The organism is Clostridium hydrogeniformans DSM 21757 (assembly GCF_000686705.1).
Taxonomy (GTDB): domain Bacteria; phylum Bacillota; class Clostridia; order Clostridiales; family Clostridiaceae; genus Clostridium_Z; species Clostridium_Z hydrogeniformans.
Genome location: NZ_JMLJ01000003.1, coordinates 283,323 through 306,672 on the forward strand (window position 1 = coordinate 283,323; position 23,350 = coordinate 306,672).

Consider the following 23,350-nt stretch of genomic DNA (forward strand, 5'->3'; position numbering starts at 1 on the left):
TCCCCCTTAAATCTTTTTGTTAATCTATTCACAATATTTATAAGCAATATTCACGCCAAAATATTTAGATAACCTTAAAAATTTGAAATCCTTAAGCCTAACACCTTATGTATATGTATATAATCTTAGGATAAAAGTTGAAAATAATTTTTATAAAAAGCTATGTATAAAAGATAAATGTCTCAAAGTGATACATTTATTTGTATCACTTTGAGACACTTAGGATTTATATTCTCATTTTGAAACACTTATATTATATTTTTTAACTTTTCTATACAAGGTAGCTCTACCTATGTTTAATAGTTTTGATGCCTTTTGAATATTACCATTACATTTTTCTAAAGCATCTTCTATTGTATTTTTCTCTAATAAGTCTAATGGAATTATTGTAGGATCTTTTTCTTTATGATTTTTTTCGCATATATTTTCACAAAGTATTTCATTATCTAAATGATTTATATCCTCTAAATTACTTATATTGTTTAGGCTTATAAGTTCATCATCACTTAAATAATAATCTCTTTCAACTACATTTCTAAGTTCTCTTATGTTTCCAGGCCAATTATATTTTTTTAACTCATTTATATAAGAACTATGGATTTTTCCTATTTTATTTCTATTTTTAATATTTAATCTATCTACAAAATATTTTACTAATATATCTATATCATCAATTCTCTCTCTTAAAGGAATGGTTTTTATATTTATTACACTTAATCTGTAATATAAATCCTCTCTAAAGTTTTGTTTAGTTATTTCATTTTTTAAAATTCTATTAGTTGCCCCAATGACCCTAACATCTAATTGCTTTTCACATACTCCTCCAACTCTTATGGTTTTTCCATTATCTAAAACCCTAAGAAGCTTACTTTGAATATCTAATGGTAGTTCTCCTATTTCATCTAAAAATATTGTCCCTCCATCTGCTAATTCAAATTTTCCTGGATGTCCTTCTTTTGAAGCACCTGTAAAAGCACCTTTTTCATACCCAAATAATTCACTTTCTACTAATTCCCTTGGAATAGATGCACAGTTTACAGCAATAAAAGGTCCATTGTGACGTTCACTATAATTATGTATTGATTGTGAAATTAACTCTTTACCTGTTCCACTCTCTCCCTGAATTAATATATTACAGTCACTTATTGCAGCTTTTTTAGAAAGTTTAATAAGCCTCTCCATTTCTTTATTTGTTGTGATAATATCATGAAATTTATAATTTGCTTTGTAACCTACAAATTTATTTACTAGCTTATGAACCTTTTTAACCTCAGTAAGAGTTATTACCATACCACTGTTTTTATCACTTATATTTAAAGGCACTACATTTATAACACACTTAATTGTTTTATTTTTAACATAGAAGTCCCACTCAATATTACTTAAAGATTTATTTTCCTCTTTTAACATGTTGCAGAAGTTATAGCCATTTAAAAATTCATAAACATCCATGGTCATGGCGTCCTCTAAGGAAATATTTAATATATATAATGCTTTTCCATTTATCCTCTTAATCTTCATATCTTCATTAATAACAATCATGCCTTCAGATATAGAGTCAAAGGTTATATTTAATAGTTTATATGAAATTGTTAACGCCATTTGTTTTTGAATGGATTGAGCTGCTGCTGTTACTATCCCCATTGTATGAGAATGAGCATTACTTGAATTTCCAGACATGTTTATACAGCCTATTAGATTTTCCTCTTCATCATATATAGGTGCTGCAGAGCAAGTCCATGAATGCTGATTTATTCCATAATGTTCTGCCCCTATAGTTTGAACTGGTTTATTAAGATATAATGCTGTTCCTATGGCATTAGTTCCAACTATATTTTCAGTCCATAGTTCTCCTTTTAAGAAATTTAACTCATTAACTCTTTTCATTATATCCTTATCCCCTATTACTTCTAATAAATATCCATCCTTATCAGATAGAAATAAGGCAAAGCCTGAACCTATAACTGTACTATATATACTTTCCATAATCGGTGTAGCTACTGAAATAAGGTCACTATTACTTTTTATTAATTCATCTATATTAGGATGTTTAACCCTTCCTTTTCCATTATAGGGATCAACACCATATGCCCTACATCTTAACCATGAATCTCTAATTTCCCCTCTAACCTCTGGATTAACTTTTCCTGTAGAAATAAATTCTTCCCATGCTTCAGTGATAAATTTTATGTAATCTCCCATATCTTCTCCCTATTACCTATAATTTAATATAGAGTTTTTACACTATTTTTTAATTATATAAATATCAAAGCATCACTATTTCTTATAAAGAAATTCTCTATGCTTTCATGTTATTATTTAATTAGTACAAAAAATTTTAATTGTTCTTAATTTAATAATAACTTCTTTGTTAATATATAATCAATATTAAATTGGAGTTTTTGGAATATATGACATTATAATAAGAAAAGAGAGTTTTATAACTTACTTAATCTGTAAGGAAGTTCAAATCTGTTTATTATGTTTTCCAAACATGTTGAAAAAATTATATAAGAAACATACACTTTTTAATAAGATAAAGGTGATTTATAACGAAAAACTAGAGCTTTGTACTACTAATAATAATGAGATAACAACCTTTACCATTTTTTAGATAAGCATAAGTAATATATATTAAAAATCTAAGGTATGTTAATATGCCTTAAAAAAATTCTGATAAAATATAGTACTTTTAGATACTAAACATGCAAAACTTATGACAACCTATTACCCTTATAAAATATTTATCAGTATCACCTATAACTGATGATATGAAAGATATAGATAATTTATTTATCAGTGGTGAAAAAGTTTAAGTTTTTTGTAGATTATACTTAGTCAATAGTTACAGAAACCAATGCTGTACGATATACACTCTAAGCATGATTATATTAATTCTACCTAGGAGCATTGCTATAGATGATATTATATCCTATGCAAATTATAAAGTTTCTATTTCTAAAGAAAGAATGGAATGAATTTCGTTGGAACCTCTATACTACTATCCTTGAATATTATCTTATTTTGATTACAAATCTAAATAATCCACTACATTACTGTTGTGGATTTCATTGTTGATACAAAACATTGACTTAAAAATTCATCAAGTAAACAGAATTAAATTATCATCTGTATATTTCCAACATCGAATTATCATATAGTCTATTTACCATATCTATTATTTTATTCTTCTTATCATTGCTGAAAATATATATGGTTTAATTTGCCCTGCACTATATATTTCCCCCAATAAAGAACTCTTCTTCTGTTGTAATTCTTCATTTTTTAAATTTTTTATATCATTAAATCCTTCAATAATTTCCTCTCTTAACTTATTAGGAACTTTTAGTTTTCCATTTCTATCACATACTACTCCTGTTATCAATTTAAAATCTCTTCTATTATATATCTTTGTTTTTGTCCTTTTTAATTTTAAGTGATATTTCTTCAGCTCAATTTCAACTTCGCAAATCATTTTTTCGATATAGGATTGGTATATGAAAATGTCATATCATCCACATATAAAAATAATGTTCTATATTTACTTGGTCATGAATCCATGTCTCAAATCTTCCATTATCAAATTGTATATAATACCAAGCATAAGCATAATAACACATCTTTTGAAGCTTCTTATGTGTCATAGGTAGTACTGATAGAAAATAATTACTTACATCAAAAATATCAATCATACACTCCCCCCTTTTCAATACTTTCTATATATAGTATTTTCGCCATAACTCTACCTCCAATCTACAGTTATAAATACCAATAATATATTGGTATTTATAATAAAATATTGAACACATTAAGTCAAACTAAATAAAATAATATTTTATTTAAGAAAGGATGTGTCCATTATGGAAAAGAGCAGAAGATACGATCAAGAATATAAATATAAGGAATAAGCTCAACAGAACTAAGTGGCGAATATGGAATTAACGTCTGGATCAAAGATGCAAAATAAATTAATATAGATGAAAATGAAGTTATGACTTTAAGAGAAGTTAAATCTTTTAAAAAAGAAATGTCAAGAAATAAAGATGAAAATGAAATATTTAAAAAAGCTATAGACATATTTGCAACAAGAAATTAAATGTATTAATAGAATTTATAGATAGCAATAAAAGCAACTATTATGATAATATATAAAGGTAATAAAGGTTTATATTGAACTCCTAGAATTCATCATATACTTGGTACATAAGCCTTTAATATATTTTTAAAGAGATTTCAAAGAAAAATGACTGAACTTGGCCTTTATGCAATAACTGTAAAAAAATACAAGCCTAATTCAAATAAAAAAGTAGCGGAAGGTTTAGAAAACTTTTTCAAAAGATATTTTAGAACTACTTCTATTAACTAAAAACGGGTAGTTATATTGCACATATTCATACTATTAGAGATGGTTAGTGATATTTAGCTTCAGTTCTTGAATTACATTCTAAAAAATAATTAGCTACGCTTTCGGTAAAAGAATAACTAATAATTTACTTATTTAAAGCTTTGAAAAATGCTATTACAGCCAAAATCCTAATAAAAATAAAGCTCTAATATTCCATACAGCCTTAGGATCTCAATACACTAGTAATGATCTAAAAGATCTATGTAAAGAGTTTAACATTATACAATCATTTAGTTAAAAAGTTCTCCATATGACAATGACTGCATAGAATGTTTTCATTATTTACTAAACAAGGAGGAAATCTATATAAATACATACCGTACCTTTGAAGAAGCTAATATAGCTATATTTAAATATATTGAAGGTTGGTATAACATAAAAAGACTACACTCTTCTATTAATTACATGGATCCAGATCAATTTGAATTACTAGCTAGAAGTGCATCATAAAAAAGTTTGACTTTTTGTGTCCAAGATATTGACATAAGACCAATTCATATTATAAAATTTAATACATTTTTTTAATTTTCAAAAATAAGTTGATATAAACCGCTATCTAATTATTAGTAAATTTTACAATATGATTGTAATGATATATACTTTTATTAGAATCAAACTTATAACTTTATTAATACTATAATTGTTGAAGGGAGTATTACTCTTGAAAAATCAAATACAAACACTACCACTAATTAAGTTAAGAAATATATCATATCCAGAAAGATCATTAACTCTATTTATATCATTATTTTCAAATTTTCACTTAAGTGAAATCTTTTCTCTAAGAGATACATATCCAAATACTAATATAAATATTTTCATAAATGAAAATAAACTTATGTTTTTATATAAAAATTCTATTGAATTTCTTTCATCTCTTAATACTCAAAAGATTAATATTATCTTTTCTAATAGCGTTGAATCGGACATGCTTTTTATTGATGAAAAAATTAGTATTCCTTTAGTATATATTAATAAAATGATACATCTAAATACGGGTAAAGTTATAGAAACAACTTTATGGGATATCTCTACATCAAGCTATAATACATTAAAAGGACTTTTCACACACTCTGATAACTCCTATATAAGTACTGTAAATAATTTAACATTACCAGAAATTAACTCTATTATAGATTACATAGATTATTCTTATATTCAGTTAACCTCTAATGATATCCTTCAATTTAGTAATTTTGACAATTCAACTATTAATCTTATTTCTGTTTTATCAAACATTGAGAAACCTTTAAATTATAATGATGTAGGTTTACTTCTTACCGAAGGTGATAAAAAAACAGATGCCTATAAAAAATATGGTGAGAATCAATCTAAAACTGGAGAACTTCTTGAGCTAGTTTCTATTAGTTCATCTGTTCCAAAAACTGTGTCTTTAACTCCATTAGGAGAAGCTCTTCTTAATGTTAATAAAGAAGTTTTTGATAATATTATTTTCTTTGAAATTTTGAAATGTAACATTATTAAACACTTGATTTCATTATGTAAGTTTAATTACCAAGTTAATGTTAAAGAAATATGTGTACCTACTATTTCAGAGAAAACTTATTTACGTAGAAGATCTAATATCAAATATCTTGTTAATCTTTTAAAAGCTAAAAATATTGAATCTTTAAACATCCTTTTAGATAAATTATCTTTTTAACTAAAAAAATGAGCAACGTAAATGTTGCTCATTTTTTCTATTTATTCTTTTGCATTTCCATCCAAAAAGCATTATCTTCCATATAGATAACATCTTCAACATTTCCTAGCTTTACTAAACTCTTATGTTTTTCTAATGACTTTATCTTAGTAAACAGCTCATCTTCCTGTGTCTTATTCGTTGTATTGTATATAAACTTTATATCTTTTATTGAAAGGTCTGATACCTTGTGTACTATCCAAGTTAGGATATAGTTTGCATATTCATTATCTCCTGTAGAAAAATGGCTTAGTAGCTGTGTTGATAGTATTGTTCCTACTCCAAACATTCTACCTTCTTTTAAGATCTTCTTTAAACTTTGGAAATTTTCACACAAGAAGTTATCGGCCTCATCAACTAAGATCATCTTACTCAACTGTCTATACTTATCATCAAGTTTACTTTCTCCTAATACTTTCATTTGTGAATAGAATATATCTAGTATTATACCTACAACTAAGTTTTGAATATCCGAATCACTGTCTGAAAGGTTTATTACTGTAACTCCATCAATCATATCATATAATGATTTAGAGTTATCCACATCTGGATCAAATATTTCAAAATCATATAACTTATCTAAACATGTAAATAGTTTATCTTGCTTTACATCTTCATCATCAAAAAACTCTCTGCATACTTCTGCTATAGTAGGTGGTTTTTTAGTCCATGTGTTCGGATCATTCTTTTTAATTCCACGTTTATCATATGCATTCATTATAAGTTCTTTTAATTTGTTCTCTTGAACTACACCTAAACCAAAAGCTGTAGTCATTGTATGTTTCAAAGCATTAGCAGTGTATAATGGTAATAAGTTTTTCTCCTTATTTCCTTGAACTAATTCTAGTGGATTAAATGGAAGATGATATGTCTCATATACCTTAGCATTTGTAGCCTCAACAAATTCATTATCTATATAATCACCTTTATAATCAAATATTAACAATCCAATCTTTTTACCATCAATATTTTGATAAGTATTTTTATTTAATTGATATATAAGAGATTTAGTAAACTGAGTTTTACCAGTTCCCATAGTTCCAATTATGCCTGTATTAGTATGATTATTTTGTATTGAATCAGTTGGATTCCAAATCACCTCACAATCTCTATGAATATCTCTTCCAAAAAGAACTGATAATGGATCTTTAGTTTCTGCAACTGCTACAATATCTTCACCGCTATTTTCACTATATATGGCACTTGATTTTTCATCATTTGAATTATCATTAATAGACGTTTCTTCTTTCATTTCACAAACTCTACCTTCATATAGGTTATATAATAATGTATCACTCTTTATATCGCTCTTATCTAATATAAAATTGTTCTTTATTTCTTCAACACTTCTTAAAATATTTCTATATCCTGATGCTTCTGGGAATACTAATTCTAAAATCTTATTTCCCTTATCATATTCTTCCTGATTAAAAGCATCTCCTAATTCATCAACACCAATTGAAACAAGTTCACCATTCTTTTCAAATGATATATCACTTTTAAAAGTAAATATAGCACCTCTTCCAATTATCTCATCTAAACTATTAGATATTCTATAATCATCATTTAATAACTTTGTTCTTACATCCGTTTCTATAATAGAATCCCAATTTTGTTCATCCCACACATTATAAAGCTTTAATTTCTCGATGCTTACAAGAACTAACTTAATTAGAAAATCTCTAAATATCTTTGCTTGTAATTTATCATTAATTTCTTTGCTTATATTTCTTTCTATATGGTTTCTTGTTTTGTACGCTTGTAGCTTCGCTTTTTTAGTTACATCCCCTTTAACTTGTCCAATCTTAACTTCAATTGGATAATAGTGAACATCTATATTACCATCAGCACAACATTCTATTCCTACTAATAACAAATCATCTGAATAAGCACCATCACCACTTAGATTTTTTACTGAGAACAAACCTTCTTTACTACTTAAGCCACAACCTTTGGATATTCTTAGAATTTCCTCTAATGAAATTGGAACCCATACAATATTTTCATTGTAAAAATATGACAAACTCAACTTTATAGTAGATACAATGCTAAGCTTCTCTCTATCTTCATATCCATTACAAGAAATAATTTTTAATAGCCAATCTCCATTTATAGCATTAAAGCAGCTTATTACTTTAGTTATTAACTCATCATCATTTCCTAATAATACATTTTTATTTTCTAAGAAACTCTTTATTACTTCCTTATATTGCTTAGTCTTTTTAGTTACTGTAATAGAGTCATATCCAGAAGATGGTGTATATTGATCACTATAGTGTATAATAAGTAAATCTTTCTCTTCAATAGTATCCTTAAAAAATTGTAATCCAACCATTGGATTTATGAATGTTACCCAATTTGCAGATTCATAAATACGATTTAATTGATCTTCTTTATATTCATCTATAGCTGTAGTTTTGCACCTACTATCATCAAATGGTGATTCATTTTCAGCAGAACAAATTAATGCATTCATTTTAGTAGCCATTTTTATAAGTGTATTTTTAGAATAAATAAACTTAGTTCCATACCCTGTTCTATATGACTTAGATATTTCTTTAGAAGGAACTGATGATAATAATCCACCAAGTGATACACCCGTATTTATATTATCCATTATTGTATTTTTATTAGAGAACTCATGCTCCATTTCGTAGAATGTTATATGACTATATTCATACTTAGTAGTATCATAATTCTTTATATAATAGCTAAGCTTTGAATTTACAATGTCAAAAATATCATCCTTAGAATACTTCTTATTGCTAGATTTTATTGCAAATGATAAACCTAGCTTTTCCTCTGCCTCATCAACATGCACATAATTTTGAAGCTCCTCAAATACGCTATCACCAGACTTATTGTATATATTAATAATAAGTGGTCTTAACTTCTCAATTCCCTTACTCTTTAATTCTTCATTATAATAGTCTATTATCCCTTGTAAAATATCTTTAGAGTATCCTGTATTAATTAAATTAATCCTTAATGGCAGTTCTGTAGATAAGAATAAAGTCTTAAAGTGTTTTATAAATTCATTTATTTTTTCTCTAACTAACTTCTTAACAAATCCTCTGTTTCTTTCATTAAAATCAATATCATTTATTACATATTGCTTCCACTCTTTAGAATGATTTTGTTCTACAGATCTATAAAGCTTTTCTCCACCAAAAGATATATAAGGAATAAGGTTTGTTGAATCTAATTTATTAGCAATTTCTTTTTCTAAATCTTCCTCATCAGAAATCACTTTATCCTTTAACTCTTCTGTGATCATAAGTTGATATGACACATTAATAGGGTGTAATGGTGTTAGTAATATCTGTCTAGATGAACCCATTCCTTCTATTGTCCCAACTCTTAGTAAATCAACAAATTCATCACACATATTGTCATTGTACTTAATCTTTTCTAATTTGGAATAGTATATATCAATATACGTTTTTAATCTTTCTGCTAAATCTTCATCGATATAAGCTAAGCTTGGTAAAACAACATTTGACTTATAGTATTCAAGAATTCTGTTATAAGCTTCTTTTAACTTATCACAAACTTTTAACTCTCTAACCTTTAGTTTTCCATTTGATTCTACGAAGGCCATTCCTCCATTTTTCAAGATAAACTCTTCTCTATCAAGATTAACTTTAAATTCATCATAAGCAAAATTAACATTCTCATCTTTAATAATTTTATTATCTAGAAATTTATAGCTACCCTTATCTCTTAATTTATTTATCCAAATTTGTCTTCCACTAATACGTGTAATCTTAGAGTTGCTTCCAACAATATTAACAGGAATTATTAGGTTATCTAGCATAAGATTAAATCTATATGCATCTTCATTTTCATCTATTTTTATCTTATTTTTCACCTTAAACTTATTAATAGCGTTAATAGGTACATTCTCATCTTGGAAATTCAAAGTTATTGATGATGTATCTTCACCATATGGATTTAACGTAAACTCTGAATCTGATGTCGTGAGCGTAATGTTTTGCTCTTTTTTAGCTATCTTTATAGTGTAATTAGTTCTTACAACTGTATCCTCAAATATAGCTTTATCCATTGGAATAACGACTATCTTAAACTCATAATTACTCTTTCCTGAATAAGATACCTTATAAAAACTAACCTTCTCTTCTAAGTCTTCTAATGTCACATTAATCTTCCTATTATTTATCTTAGCTGAAACATTCTTCCCAAAATCACATTTAACACCTTTATCTTTAATAGCTTCTAACTTATTATCAAAAGCAAAAGATAATTTGATATTATCAACTTTATCCTTATTAAAAACAATTATGCTTCTCTTTCTTCGTTGTGCCTTAGTTGGTCCTTCTTCCTTCTCCCAGTAATCTTCCTTAGAGATATTTTCTATAGAACTACCTTCATAGATGATATCCTTTTCGTCATAATTATCCATAGACTGTCTAACAACTTTATATTCTTCATTAAACCAGTCTTTATTAGCTAATTTCTTTTTTCCTGTTTCATCTAAAAACTTTTCTAAATTACTATCTATATCTCCACCATATTTATGGATATTATCTATCTTTAAGTACGCTTGGGAATTCTCATTTAACCTACTAATAGCTTCCTTCTCATCATTAATTGTATCTAGCTTAGGGTCTCTAAATAATTCAAATTCTTTAAATTCAGAATCATCTATATAGCCTTTATTTATTATAGATACTATATCGCTATACTGTAATATTGATTGACCTTCATCAGAATCTTCTCTCTCCCTTCTTCTTAGGTCAAACTTTAATACATATTTTGCACTTAATGCAAGATTACTTGTATCTATAAGATAATTTATATCATTTATTAATGTCTTAGAATGGAATGGCATACCTTCCTTTTGAAAGTTTATACCTCCATCTGTGATAGTATCTTTATTACTTGTATGAATGAATAATATTGCTGAATTCTTAAATTGTGACTTCATGTTTGTACTAACTTCATTTCTTAATGTAGCTAAGAAATCTGGATTAACACCATCAATTGTAGCTGCAACAATTAATATAATATCATTAAACTTAATTGAATATGTCGTATATTCCTCATACTTCTCATTAACTTGATATTTAAATAGTTTACTGTCAGAGATGTTTTTTATTTCTTCATATAAGTGCTTTACATCTGACTCTTTTTCAAATTGAATTTCATATCTATCACCATAATAAATTCTTGTCCCATCAAAATATTCAACAACCTTTTTAGCTAAAAAATTATAAAATTGATCTAACATATAATGCATCCCCACTATCACTTTTCTTTTCTAATACATTTAATCTTTGATAAAAATCAATTAATCTATTTCTTGAATCCTTATCTAGATAAACCCCTCTTCTTTCAAGTTCTTTTATAACGTATTGTAATCTAACCTTTTGCTCATCTTTTATACATAGCTTAGTTAATAGTATTACATATTCTTCTGTTAAGTTTAATGTCATGCCATTTCTTCCCCTATTTCTTAAGAAGTTATTTCTACAAAACTCAAAGAACCAATCGTAATAACGACGACTTAACTCTATAGCATTTGTAACCTTCGAATGATGATTATGTATTAAGCCATATAATTTCTCAACTTCAACTAAAATATCATCATCAGTATCAGAGTCAAATTCATATTCTGTCCAATATTCATTTTCATCTTTTATAGCAGTTTCGTACATACCTACTACTTCAGATAAATTCTTCAATGTCTCTCGTTTCTCATCATCATTCATTTTGCTAACTAATTCTTTAAATTCCTTGTAAGTATAATTATTACGGCCAGCTTTTGAACAGTTTAAAATATTTAGGCATATTTCATGAGATCTTAAACTAGTTATAGCACTTTCTACTAAGCACCATCCATTTTCATATCCTATACGCCCTTTAGAAACCTTTTCCCAATCAAATGTAAAGTATATTAACGGTACTTCCTTTTCATTAAACATATTATTTAAATTACCAACTGACCTTAATATATAAACTACATAATAGAACTTTAAAAGGGTTACTATTTGAGAACAAAAGTCCCTATTTCCTTTTAAAAGATATTTCAAATCCTCATTAAAAACAGACGTAATTTCTTCTGCGAAATTCTTATATTGTTTCTTTTTCTTTTCACTATTTATATCTACCTCTGGTAGCTTATCTAAAATTAAATCAGTTAAAACATTTCCTGTTTTATTTTCAAATACTTCTTCAATACATTTTCCATAGTTCTCTTTTTCATCAAATAAAACATCATATAGAAAATTACCCATTTCTATGTTTTCTTCTTCTGTCATTGAATAAACTAAAACTTTAGGATGAAACTTTGCAATTCCCTTATCTTCATCAAAGAAAACTGTTGAAACTACCTCTTTAAACTTTTCTTTATCATTTTCAGTCTCAAACTCTACTGAATTTATAATATCTGAAAAGAATACCTCTTTATTAAACTCAGTTGCATTACAATTTAATAAGTTACAGCAAAAAGCTCCAATACACTCATCAAACCTTTTTATGATATCCTTATGCTCCTTTAATGGTCTAACATTATATGGAACTATTAATTTATCTTTAGTTTTAGGCTTATGTGTTGGTTTCTTAGTCGGATCCTGCATACTATAATCCTTCTTTACTTTGCTTATATCAATCTTATATCCCATTATTTAATCCTCTCAAATTTATACTTACCAAACTTTTTAGCGAACTTAAATGTTTCTACACCATCAGCTATGTTTTCTTTAATATAGATCTCTTTATTTTGCTCTCCATAATTCTTTATCTCTTCAATAGAATCAATAAAGCTAATAAAATCACTTCTTTCCTTTTTCTTTGGAATATACCCTTGTCTTACTTTTGTTAATAATTTATATAGCTTGTAATCAAGCTTAACAGTTAATCCATCAACCTTGTTCTTTATAACAAAATCTAATATTATGTTTGAAACAAACTTATCTAGCCTTCCTGTTAAAACTTTATTGTCTGATTCATCTTCTTCACATTCTAAATATAACTTTTCATATATCTTAAACCTATTTTGCAATTTCCCCATATTTATTCTTATATTGCTATCTGAAGATTTAACATTGTCCAATTTATATATAGCTTCACTTACTGAATCATATAAATCCCCTAATTCTGCAATATCATTAGCATTAAAGACATACAAGTATTTAATAAATTCACTATAAACAGGGTCCTTATACAGTTCATTATCGCTACCACATAAATAATCTAGCCTTAAATAATGATTAATCAACCACTTTTGCAGCTGTTGCCTATTTATCTTAGAATTAGTAAAAATTCTTTTAAGTTCAATCTCATCATTTAATACATCTACGATATAGGTATTATCTAATGGATATATTTTTTCTAAGTATTTTCTTGCAAAGTACGGTTCTCTATTTAATTTATTTATTAAATCATCCATATCTTCATTAGAACATAACACTGGATCAACATTACCTAAGGCCTTTATAATTCTAGATGAATCTTTATTTATAAACATAATATTTGCAGTTAATGCATCCATGTATTCTATGATATTTAATTTATCTATCTTTTTAAGAAATTTTTCTCTAGTTAAGTTGTTAAAGTCTGGATGAACTATAATATCATATATAAAGTTCATTATTGCTCTTGTAGTTATAGATACCTTTTCTTTTATCATTATTTCAATTAGTTTAGATGAAACTCCTACCTTCACTTCAACTGTACTTAAAAGCTCAAAGTTTTCTTTTATAGGACATCTTTTTCTTACATGACATATAGAACATTTCTCTCTATACTCTGTATAAAATCTATTATTCTCAGCTTTAGCAAATACCTTATCCATCAATTCATAAATATATTCATAGCCTACCCCTTCATCACTTAGTGAAAACATATGATAATCAGCAAAATTTACATATGAAAATTTATTATCCCTAATCTCTATTTTGTTGATTACGTCTGCCATTAATATTTGATTGTTTTCTATATAAGCTTTCAACCTACTGAATTTTTCTCCATACTCTGAATCAATAAAGTTAGTTAATGTACCTAAGTTAATTAACAATACCTTAATAGTTTCACAACTATCTATATTTTCATCATTATACTCTTCTAACTCTTCTTTTAACGTTTCCAAAGATGTCTTTTTAGGGTCAAAACTTTCTGTTGCATCATTATGTACCTCTATCGCATCATTAAGTTCTGGATATTTATTCAATAAATACGATAGTAAATGAGATTTACCATCTCCAGAACTACCACATACTAAAATTAATCTTCCCATTGAAGCACGTATTGCCTCATCTAACATCCCTTTTAGTTCTTTTTCTATCTCTCTTTCAACGTGCATATATTGCTTAAATTCACTAAAATCCTCAATGTGATCTACTGCCTCTTTTGATGACATCTTTAACTTTTTCAACTCATCTAGAAAACAAGTTTCAGCCATTTCTACCCCTCCAACTATTATCTATTGTATTAATTCAAAAATTAAAGCTAGCCTCAGGTAAAACCAGATCAATTATTTCATAATCAATCTGGTTATTTCTAAGCTAGCCTAAACTTCACCTACACCTAATATCCCTCTATTAAATCAAATAATTTATCGATCAAATGTTCTTTTCTATTAATATTACCATATTTTCCGAATTTGATCTTCTATATCCAAGTGTTTTGGGGATATTAACGTATTTATTAACATTTTTATCATTTTCTTTTATGAATTCCTGTTGTACCTTTGGAATTCTGAATAATAATCTTAATATTAACTTCTCTTTTTCATCATTACTACAACTAGAATATACCTTACCTAAGTTAGATAAAATAACCTTAGCTTTAGATCTTGATCCTGTTATTTGAACTAAATCTAGTAACGCTGCAAACTTTAAATTTTCTTCTATATCTTTTAAAGATTTATCATCATAATCTTTTCCTATTCCAACGGATATTTCTTTTAATGTATACATTCTATTTGAATCTTTGTTTAAAAGCTCTATTAACGTAAATAGTGCTTCATTGTGATCTTGTAATTTCAACCTTTCTCTTGTTAATACGTCCTCTAAATCATCACTCTTACTTATATAATCAATAATATCTTCAATATTAGTTCTTAACAATAAATCTACTATGTACTTGCTATATAAGTCTATGTTATTACAAATTGAGTTTTCATAATTACAGCATTGTAAATCAATTTGCTTAGTAAAATAAAGCTTAAGAACTTCCTTTTCATTAACTTCACTACTCCTAATTGATTCCCATGTAATGTTCTTTTTTATACACGTATTACATAAATGTTTGTTGGCATATCTTCTTCCAAATCCATATTGGAATTTATACATATTCTCTTCTTCAAACTTTAAATCGAAGTATTCTGCTGCAATTTCAGGACAATCCTTTTCAAAATCTAGCATTGCTTGATAAGCAGCACAATTAGTTTCCTTATTAGAATGATATTCTTGATTAGCAACACAGAATTCTCTAAACGATTTCTTTTTAAAGAAATTAGGTTGATTACACCATCTAGCTAGTTGAACATACATACCTCTATATTTACTCTTTTTGTAATCTTCATATCTCATTATATATGGTAAAGATCCGTACTTCATAAGTATCTTAATTCTTTCGAATACACCTCTAATATCTTCTTCATCTTGAGAGTCATATCCGCTAATAACATACATCTTACAAATCTTTGTTGAATACCTTCTCCATAATTGTACCTTTTCAATAATTAACTCTCTATCTTGTATATTATCAAACGCAAAAATAAAATCTCCATGATACTTTGCGTCATTAAATCTCTTTGCCTTTTTATCGGTCATTAACCTTATGTCAATCCCTTGTCTAAACTGAAATTGCTTTCCCGTAGCCTCTATGTCATTTAAAACTTCTTCCCAGTTTTCAAAAGCTAAAATATTATCATCCCATAAATATACAAAGGGTCTTTTATCATCTAAAAACTCTGATACTGGTGAATGTCTAAATGCTCGATTATATTTCTTATTAACACAAAAAGAACATTTCCTAAAACATCCTCTCGTTGTAAATCCTATAGAATAATCTAAGTAATCTGAAAATCCACTTCTTCTTTTACCTAAAGCTAATTGTCCTTCGACATACTCCTTATATAAATCATAATATGGCATGTGATGCTCTATTTCATGGCTTAAGTTCTCTCCACCATCTGGAAAGAAACCTGTTCCCCCTATTTTAACATGCTCTAACTCAATTACCCATTTAGGAATGTTTGTAAAAGAAAAGACTTTAGAAATAAATACTTTATCATATTTTTTGACTTCTTCATAATTATTATAAATTAAAGTTACTTCATGTCCCTTAGACTTATAATATCCAGCTAATTTCATTAAAGCTAAATTAGGATGTCGTGTTCCGTTATCCATTAAATCTGCATCAATTAATCCTATTCTCATAAATATATCTCCATAAAAGTAAATAATAGATCGAAAGTCTATTCGATCTATTATTTATTATACTAATATTTATATTTAAATACAATTTTAATTTACATCAATATAGAAAATGTAGTTTATGCTGATATAAAAGGGAATATTATTCCTTGTTTTATGTTATCGACTTCTTTTTAAAAAACTTCATTCCTTTTTCCTAAAACAGTTCTAAAGATTAAATATTCCTAAATATAAAAATCCACGACAATCATGTCGTGGATTTATTGGTGGAGGCGAGGGGACATGTTATTCTACTATTTCTAAGTAGCACTGACTATATCTTGGACTTAAATTTTAAGCCCCCTGGCGTATTATAAAGGCCTTAGTATAGTTTATGACCTCTATCCTAGTATCTCTTTGCTTAAAGCTTTAGAGACCTATGAGTCGATACAAGGCTGGTAAGTTTCCTTCCATACCTCTCGGTATTGCCGTCACCGTCACGTGTTACGGTTTCACCGATAAAGCCAGGTTTTCACTTACGAATTGCTTCGTAAGGCGACTCTACCGAATCGAACCCCTGTCCGAAGATAGAACTCCTAAGGCATCTCCGAGTGCAGCCTAGCGTTTTAACATTCCCTCCATAAAGCGCCCACTGGCAGGCTCTTTACTTTAGTAGCTTCATAAATTCCGTTCCTTAGTCAAAGCTTTCTAAGGCTCGGTTCCCTACTAATCGGCGCCCTATCCCAGGCCGTAGGACTCCCAGGTAGAACGAACAGCTATATTAAGCTGCTAATGCAAAATTGTCTTCTGCGTTTACATTTAGTGCATGATTTTTTAAAGCGGGCTTATGCTTCCCTCTACTCGCTTCCTCAAGACCTCTTACCCCCGTCGAAACCATTGCGCCCCCATGGTAGGTAATAATCTTATAAACGCTTCCTTATATACAATATTCAATTTTTAAAGTTTACCTTAAGTAAACTACTTAATTAATTTTATTACAAGGATGACTTGTTGTCAACTAAGGTTTTTAATCTTAGTACTTATTAGCCTTTATCCTTGCTACAGTTATTATCTTATACTATATTAAAACTTTATTCAATGTATAACTGTTTCCTCTTCTTATAGTTAATTGTATTGCATACCATTTTATTTATATCTAACTATTTTTATCTAAAATTTAAAAACTTTAATATAATCTTTTAAGATTTAAATACCCCTTATTTATAGATTTTATTCCTTTTACATATAACTCTTTATTTAATACTGTAAAATCTATGTACTTCATAAAATAAAGTCTCTATTAAAAATTCAACTTAAAGATTTTAATATTTAAAGGTAACCTTATCTTTTCTCTCCATCCATTCTTCCTTTAATATATCCATATATATAGCATTAGAAAACTCTCCACGCCTACTATCAAAATATGCCTTTCTAATTATTCCAATCTCCTTAAAGCCTAGTTTTTCATATAAATTATGTGCTCTTTTATTATCTTCCATGGTAGTAAGCTCTACCTTATTTAAATTTAAATATCTAAATAAAAAATCTATAAAGTGATACAAGGCATCTACCCCATATCCTTTTCCTTGATATAAGTTTTCACAAATCTTTATCCCTATTTCACATTTTTGATTTCTTATATCCCACTCTGAGTAATTCATCTCTCCTATAGGTTTTAAGTCTTCTTTTCTACACAAAATAAAAAGCTTTCTATTAGAGAAAGGCTTAGAATTCTCTGCACTCTTTAACACATTAAGTCTTATGGCTTCTTTACTTTCTAGGGTCCCAAAGGCAAAGCCAGCATGGCTCATCATGTCTTCATCATTCCACCATTTATATAAATATTCCTCATCTCCTATTTCCAATGGTCTTATTAGTATCTCTTTACCTATTATCATAAATCTCCCACCTCATAAAATATGTTATACTTATAGTTATTCTAGGTAAAATTATATCATATATTCATATTTATGGTAAATATTCTTTATTATAGTAATACTTTTTTGTTACTTATCACATAAAAATACTTCACTTAATGAATATCAACTAAGAAAAGTATTTAACTATATAGAGAAAATGCTAACACTTGGTTCTTCTAATGAAAGTTTTAATAAAAATAAAGAGGTTATAAAGACAAATAATATACCTATTAATAGTGTAATTCCATTTGTTCATACTAAAATAGAAGGATATAAACTAAGAAAATAAAACTTAGAATAATATTTGTAAAATAATTGAAATGTAATATAAAATCATTTATATTGAGTTATATAAGACCATATATTGAACTGTAATTTTATGTGAGGTGATTTTATGGTTGGTAAAATATTAATAATTGCTTTATTTATACTTATTGGCACAATGTTATCTTTAGGTAAATGGTCGTTTTTAATAGCAGGATTCAACACTATGAGTAAAGAAGAAAAAGAAAAATATGATGTAATATCTTTATGTAAATTCATGGGTAAACTTATGTTTATGGTTGCTTTTTGTATATCACTATTCACTTTAAGTGATATTTTCATGATGAAGATATTATTCTGGATTGGGACTGCTTTATTGAATGTTTCAATAGTTTTTGTAATAATATATGCAAATACAGGAAATAGATTTAAAAGTAAAAAATAAGGTAGTTGCCTACCTTATTTTTATGTTGTATATCAACACTTTTCTCTAACAGAGCCTTAATTTTAAAGGAAGAGACATAAATCCTATGCCTCTTCTTTTAGTTTTATTTATTTTTTCTTCTTTTCAATAATATTAACTTTAAGTTCTTTATCTTTAAAATCTTTAGCCTTAAGGGTTATTGTGTTTTCTCCTAAATCCTTAAAAGCTTCTCCCTTTATTCTCATTATTCCAAAGAAATCTATGGTGCAAAAGGTTTTAAAGTCTATTTCTTCTCCATTAATTAGAACTGATTCTACAGTGTATTCACGTCCCTTTACTGAATCTATTCTAACTGCTTCTCCTAAAAACACTTCTTTTGTAAATAAGGATACATTAGAAGAAACTTCTTTTAGGTTATTATCTTCTACTTTAGATACATCTTCTTTTTTGTTTTCATTTTTCTTTTCTTCATCTTTAGGTGTTTCTTTTTCCTTATTTATATTTGTATCTTTTACAGTTAGTTTAAAGTCCTTATCCTTAAACCCTTCTGCTTTTAATGTTATTATATACTCTCCAGCTTTATTAAGAACTTCCTCACTTATTTCAAGCATTGCCATAAAGTTAAAGGAGGTATATTTAGTCATATCTATTTCCTTATTATTTACTAATACCTTATTTACAGTATACTCAGAAGACTTAGCAAACCTAACCTTAGCCTTTTCTCCTAAACTTATATTTGAGGCATTAAGGTCTACATTAAAAGGTACTTCTTTTAACTGATTTTTCTTTTCCTCATCTTTAGGAGTTTCTTTATTATTTTCAAGGTTATCACTTTCCTTATCTCCTGGTTTTATTTTATCCTTAGGCTTGTCTTTATTTTCTTCTACTTTTTTATTTTTATCTTTTACATTAACCTTAAGCTCTTTATCTTTAAATCCTTCTGCCTTTAAGGTTATTGTGTATTCCCCTTCCTTATTAAAGACTTCTTCATTAATTCTCATTATTCCAAATAGATCAATGGAGTAATCCTTGTTTAGGGTTAATTCTTTATTATTTACTAATACTTTATCTACCTTATAGTTATAGGTCTTTGCATCATCTATTCTTACCTTATCTCCTAGGTTTATATCAGCTGTAAGTAAAGATACACTAGATGGAACTTCTTTTAATTCTTTATTAGTTTCCTTTTCCTTATTACCATCTTCAATTTTATCATCCTTAGGTTTATCTATCTTTCTTTCCTTTACAGTTATAATAAACTCCTTGTCTGCAAAGCCTTTAGCTTTTATAACTACAGAATAGGTTCCAGCTTCTTTAAACAGCTCTCCCTTAGTATTAATATATAAATCTCCAAACATGGTTCTTTCACAATTATTTTTAAGGCCTACTTCTTGTCCATTTACAGTAATATTCTCCACATTAAATTCTGAAGTATAGGCATAATTTAATACAACCTTATCCCCTTGCTTTATAGTCTTAAGAAGAATAGCTACCTTATCTGGTATTGTTTTTCCTATCTCTTGAACAAAGCTTACATTATTATATCCCTTTGCTTCTATTACTATATTGTTTAATCCATCCTTTAAAAGTCCTGATGGGAAGACTATTTTACCCTTTTCTAAATGAACCTCTTTTAAGGAATGGTTAACTCCATTTATTTTTATATTACCTACAGAGTTTCTCCAAGGTTCATCATCTTTAAAGGATAACTCTATATCCTTTGAGGCAATATTATCCTTAGTTATTCCCTCTATAATAGGACCATTTTTAAGAGCAGTATTATTCTTAACATTAAATTTAATCTTTACTTTATTGTGATTCTTTGCTTTTACAAATAGCTCATTTTCACCATCTTTTGTTATATTATGAGATTTTATTATAAATTTATTATCCTTTATTTCAAAATCTCCTTCTTTAAGGGATGCTCCATTTAATTCACATTGAATTATATTTTCAAGCCAGCTACTTTGAGGAGTTTCTATAACAAAATCCTCTCCCTTAACCACTGTATCCTTAAAGAATAACTTATCAACTTCTATAGGGTCTACTAAGTCCCCATTATTATCCCTAATTTTTAATACTACCTCATAATCCTTATATCCTGTGGATTTAACTACTAGCTTATGGTCTCCTTTAGTAGTTATTGAATCCTTTAAGAACTTAATACCTGTTACCATAGGAGAAAAGTCCTTATCTTTTTCAAGAGGCTTTCCATCTAAGGTTACTGAGTTTATATTTAAGCTCCAATCACTATCTTGAGTTCCTTGAGTCATTTGAATCTTAAACTCTTCATTAACCTTTGGAGGATATGGTAATAGGAAGCTTGGGTGATCTTTCTTCAGTTCCACCATAACATCTTCTGGTTCATAACCATTAGCAAATACTCTAACCTTAAACATTCCATTTCTTCTAAATACATTAGAATCATATTTTAATATAATTCTTCCATCTTGCACTTTATACTCTAATTCAGTGGCAAGTCCCGTGCTCTCTACAGCATACATAAGTTTTATACTATATATGGACCTTTCCCACTTATGATTTTTCTCAAAATCTAAATAAATATCTTGTCCAACTTCTCTTGGCTCAGCTTTAAGCTTAGGTGCATTAAGTATATCCTTGTTTTCCTCAACTACTTGGATAGCACTTATTTCATTTCCATCCTTTAATATAAGCTTTATTTGAATCTTTCCTTTTTGATTCTTTAAGTCTTCAGGAGTAATTATAAGCTTTCCATCCCTTATATTCTCCTTTTTAAAATCATATAAGTGTTGTCCAACATATATTTTTTCTATTTTACCATTTAACTCTTCATTATAGTTTTCTATAAGAAGTTCTAATATTTCTCCATGAACATTATTTGTAATATCAGGTATTAACCTTATACCTTCTTTATTATCTCTATTTATAACTGTAGTTAATGTTATATTTTCATATTCTGGTTCATTATTTAAGGTTATGCTATATACCCCTGTTCCATCAAAGGTTTCCTTTTTTATAATAAGGGTATTTCCTTCCTTCTCATAATAGTAATTGTTTTTATCTAAGGTTTTACCATTTATTGATATAGATTTAAGACTCTTAATATAGTCTTCTGTAACCTTAGTTATTTTTATATCTTCCCCTAATAAATTACTGTTTTTAATCTCTGGCTTAACCTTTCCTTTATAAATAGGTTGATTCACATATATGGTTCTATAGCCTTTAGTTTTTATAGTAAGAGCATTGTTTCCAAGGTCTAAAACACTACTATCTATTATAAGCTTGTCTTTTTCAGCCTTAACATAATCTCCTATAAGCTTTTCTGGAAGGTTATTTCCTACTCTTATACTTTCTAGATTATTTGCCCAATCTTCATTTTCCTTAAACTTAAGCTCTACCTTATTGCCTTTAATATTGTTTTCTAAATCTGGGTTTACCTTTGGAGAATCTTTTTTATTTACTTCCATTGGGTCCATTTGATCTCCAAAAGCTCCATCCTCTAATATATACTTAACCTTATAAGGATAATTTCTCTTTTTATAATCATTGGATTTTATATAATCCTCAAAACTTAAATATTCATCATCATAAAAAGCATTATTTGCCTTTTCTAAATAGTCTTCATAATCTACTAAGAAATCTAATACTCCTCTTTTTCCTATATGAGTTCTAGTTGTTGTATTAAATATATCTATTATTTCATTTGCCTCTTTTACATCATATCCTAGATCTTTTAAAATAAAAGCGTTTGATAACATATTAAAGTCAAATACTACATCAGATGCTACAAAGCCTCCAGAAGCTGAGGTTACTACATCACTGCCTCCATCTTTTCCTGGCTTGTCTTTCTTACTTGCAGAAGATAATACATCTACAGTTTTTGCACTTCTCTTTGCTCTAACTATTGGACTACTTTTAGCTACTGAGTTATTTTTAATACTTGCTGTGGTGGTTGTATCTACCTCTCCCCCTACTTTATTGTTTCCTGTAGTGGAAAACTCTGATCCACCTGGCATATATCTAACATTTCCATATTTATCGTAGCTACTTTTATGAAAATCATAAAGACTCATTCTTCTATATCCATATATCTCTGTTGGGGCTGCCTTTGCACTTATTCCATAAAAAACAGTAAAAGTTATCCCCATGGCTAATGCCTTTATATAACTAGATCTTTTTATCATATACATTCTCCTTTCTTTTATTTTTCTCCTGTGTTATAATTGATTTTCGAATTTTTATATAATCCCTCTTGGGTAACTTGTCTATATA

At 27.7% G+C, this 23,350-nt stretch carries 12 protein-coding genes, 1 other RNA gene and 1 pseudogene; 4 read left to right on the top strand and 10 right to left on the bottom strand.

The genetic code is table 11. The features are described 5' to 3' along the window. Positions 1-234: 234 nt before the first annotated feature. From BR69_RS0101215 to BR69_RS0101225, 3 genes are all read right to left on the bottom strand, one after another. Positions 235-2,202, bottom strand: a complete 1,968-nt coding sequence (locus BR69_RS0101215; protein WP_027631543.1) for a sigma-54-dependent Fis family transcriptional regulator — start codon at positions 2,200-2,202, stop codon at positions 235-237. 976 nt (positions 2,203-3,178) lie between these two features. After that, on the bottom strand, positions 3,179-3,385 hold the full coding sequence (locus BR69_RS0101220; protein WP_027631544.1) for a hypothetical protein: 207 nt from the start codon (positions 3,383-3,385) through the stop codon (positions 3,179-3,181). A gap of 121 nt (positions 3,386-3,506) precedes the next feature. Continuing rightward, positions 3,507-3,692 (bottom strand): Panacea domain-containing protein, encoded by a 186-nt coding sequence (locus tag BR69_RS0101225; protein ID WP_027631545.1) that lies wholly within the window; start codon positions 3,690-3,692, stop codon positions 3,507-3,509. A gap of 968 nt (positions 3,693-4,660) precedes the next feature. Between BR69_RS0101225 and BR69_RS22420 the strand changes: the two are divergent. Both BR69_RS22420 and BR69_RS0101240 read left to right on the top strand, forming a co-directional pair. Next, a pseudogene (locus BR69_RS22420) lies at positions 4,661-4,855 on the top strand (IS3 family transposase); the annotation flags it as partial. A 211-nt stretch (positions 4,856-5,066) separates the two neighbouring features. Then, positions 5,067-6,068 (top strand): hypothetical protein, encoded by a 1,002-nt coding sequence (locus BR69_RS0101240; protein WP_027631546.1) that lies wholly within the window; start codon positions 5,067-5,069, stop codon positions 6,066-6,068. A gap of 37 nt (positions 6,069-6,105) precedes the next feature. Here BR69_RS0101240 and dptH read toward each other — a convergent pair whose 3' ends face one another. From dptH to BR69_RS0101275, 6 genes are all read right to left on the bottom strand, one after another. Beyond that, the gene (gene dptH, locus BR69_RS0101245) at positions 6,106-11,358 is read right to left on the bottom strand and encodes a DNA phosphorothioation-dependent restriction protein DptH (RefSeq protein ID WP_027631547.1); all 5,253 of its coding nucleotides are present in this window, start codon (positions 11,356-11,358) and stop codon (positions 6,106-6,108) included. Continuing rightward, entirely contained in the window at positions 11,339-12,751 is a 1,413-nt protein-coding gene (dptG, locus tag BR69_RS0101250) for a DNA phosphorothioation-dependent restriction protein DptG (RefSeq protein WP_027631548.1), read from the bottom strand. Before dptG ends, dptH begins: the two co-directional genes overlap by 20 nt. After that, entirely contained in the window at positions 12,751-14,529 is a 1,779-nt protein-coding gene (gene dptF, locus BR69_RS0101255) for a DNA phosphorothioation-dependent restriction protein DptF (RefSeq protein ID WP_027631549.1), read from the bottom strand. Before dptF ends, dptG begins: the two co-directional genes overlap by 1 nt. Positions 14,530-14,689: 160 nt before the next feature. Continuing rightward, a complete protein-coding gene (locus tag BR69_RS22045; RefSeq protein WP_207640745.1) occupies positions 14,690-16,513 on the bottom strand; it encodes a radical SAM protein in 1,824 nt (607 codons plus the stop codon). A 541-nt stretch (positions 16,514-17,054) separates the two neighbouring features. Then, positions 17,055-17,388, bottom strand: a transfer-messenger RNA (tmRNA) gene (ssrA, locus tag BR69_RS21355). A 423-nt stretch (positions 17,389-17,811) separates the two neighbouring features. Next, the gene (locus BR69_RS0101275) at positions 17,812-18,387 is read right to left on the bottom strand and encodes a GNAT family N-acetyltransferase (protein WP_027631550.1); all 576 of its coding nucleotides are present in this window, start codon (positions 18,385-18,387) and stop codon (positions 17,812-17,814) included. Positions 18,388-18,565: 178 nt separating this feature from the next. Here BR69_RS0101275 and BR69_RS22050 point away from each other — a divergent pair, with 178 nt between their 5' ends. Both BR69_RS22050 and BR69_RS0101285 read left to right on the top strand, forming a co-directional pair. Further along, on the top strand, positions 18,566-18,697 hold the full coding sequence (locus BR69_RS22050) for a hypothetical protein (protein WP_423219665.1): 132 nt from the start codon (positions 18,566-18,568) through the stop codon (positions 18,695-18,697). 105 nt (positions 18,698-18,802) lie between these two features. Beyond that, positions 18,803-19,117: a DUF3784 domain-containing protein gene (locus tag BR69_RS0101285; RefSeq protein WP_027631551.1), complete on the top strand. Its 315-nt coding sequence runs from the start codon at positions 18,803-18,805 to the stop codon at positions 19,115-19,117. Positions 19,118-19,224: 107 nt separating this feature from the next. On the opposite strand, the gene BR69_RS0101290 is transcribed toward BR69_RS0101285, so the two are convergent. Further along, a complete protein-coding gene (locus BR69_RS0101290) occupies positions 19,225-23,262 on the bottom strand; it encodes a hemoblobin-interacting domain-containing protein (RefSeq protein ID WP_027631552.1) in 4,038 nt (1,345 codons plus the stop codon). Positions 23,263-23,350 lie beyond the last annotated feature (88 nt).

Bases quoted from the DNA above. Each gene is read 5' to 3' on its own strand.
- BR69_RS0101275 (WP_027631550.1), bottom strand. From the start codon at position 18,387: ATGATAATAGGTAAAGAGATACTAATAAGACCATTGGAAATAGGAGAT.
- BR69_RS0101225 (WP_027631545.1), bottom strand. From the start codon at position 3,692: ATGATTGATATTTTTGATGTAAGTAATTATTTTCTATCAGTACTACCT.
- BR69_RS22050 (WP_423219665.1), top strand. From the start codon at position 18,566: ATGCTAACACTTGGTTCTTCTAATGAAAGTTTTAATAAAAATAAAGAG.
- BR69_RS0101290 (WP_027631552.1), bottom strand. From the start codon at position 23,262: ATGATAAAAAGATCTAGTTATATAAAGGCATTAGCCATGGGGATAACT.
- dptG (WP_027631548.1), bottom strand. From the start codon at position 12,751: ATGGGATATAAGATTGATATAAGCAAAGTAAAGAAGGATTATAGTATG.
- BR69_RS0101285 (WP_027631551.1), top strand. From the start codon at position 18,803: ATGGTTGGTAAAATATTAATAATTGCTTTATTTATACTTATTGGCACA.
- BR69_RS0101215 (WP_027631543.1), bottom strand. From the start codon at position 2,202: ATGGGAGATTACATAAAATTTATCACTGAAGCATGGGAAGAATTTATT.
- dptF (WP_027631549.1), bottom strand. From the start codon at position 14,529: ATGGCTGAAACTTGTTTTCTAGATGAGTTGAAAAAGTTAAAGATGTCA.
- BR69_RS22045 (WP_207640745.1), bottom strand. From the start codon at position 16,513: ATGAGAATAGGATTAATTGATGCAGATTTAATGGATAACGGAACACGA.
- dptH (WP_027631547.1), bottom strand. From the start codon at position 11,358: ATGTTAGATCAATTTTATAATTTTTTAGCTAAAAAGGTTGTTGAATAT.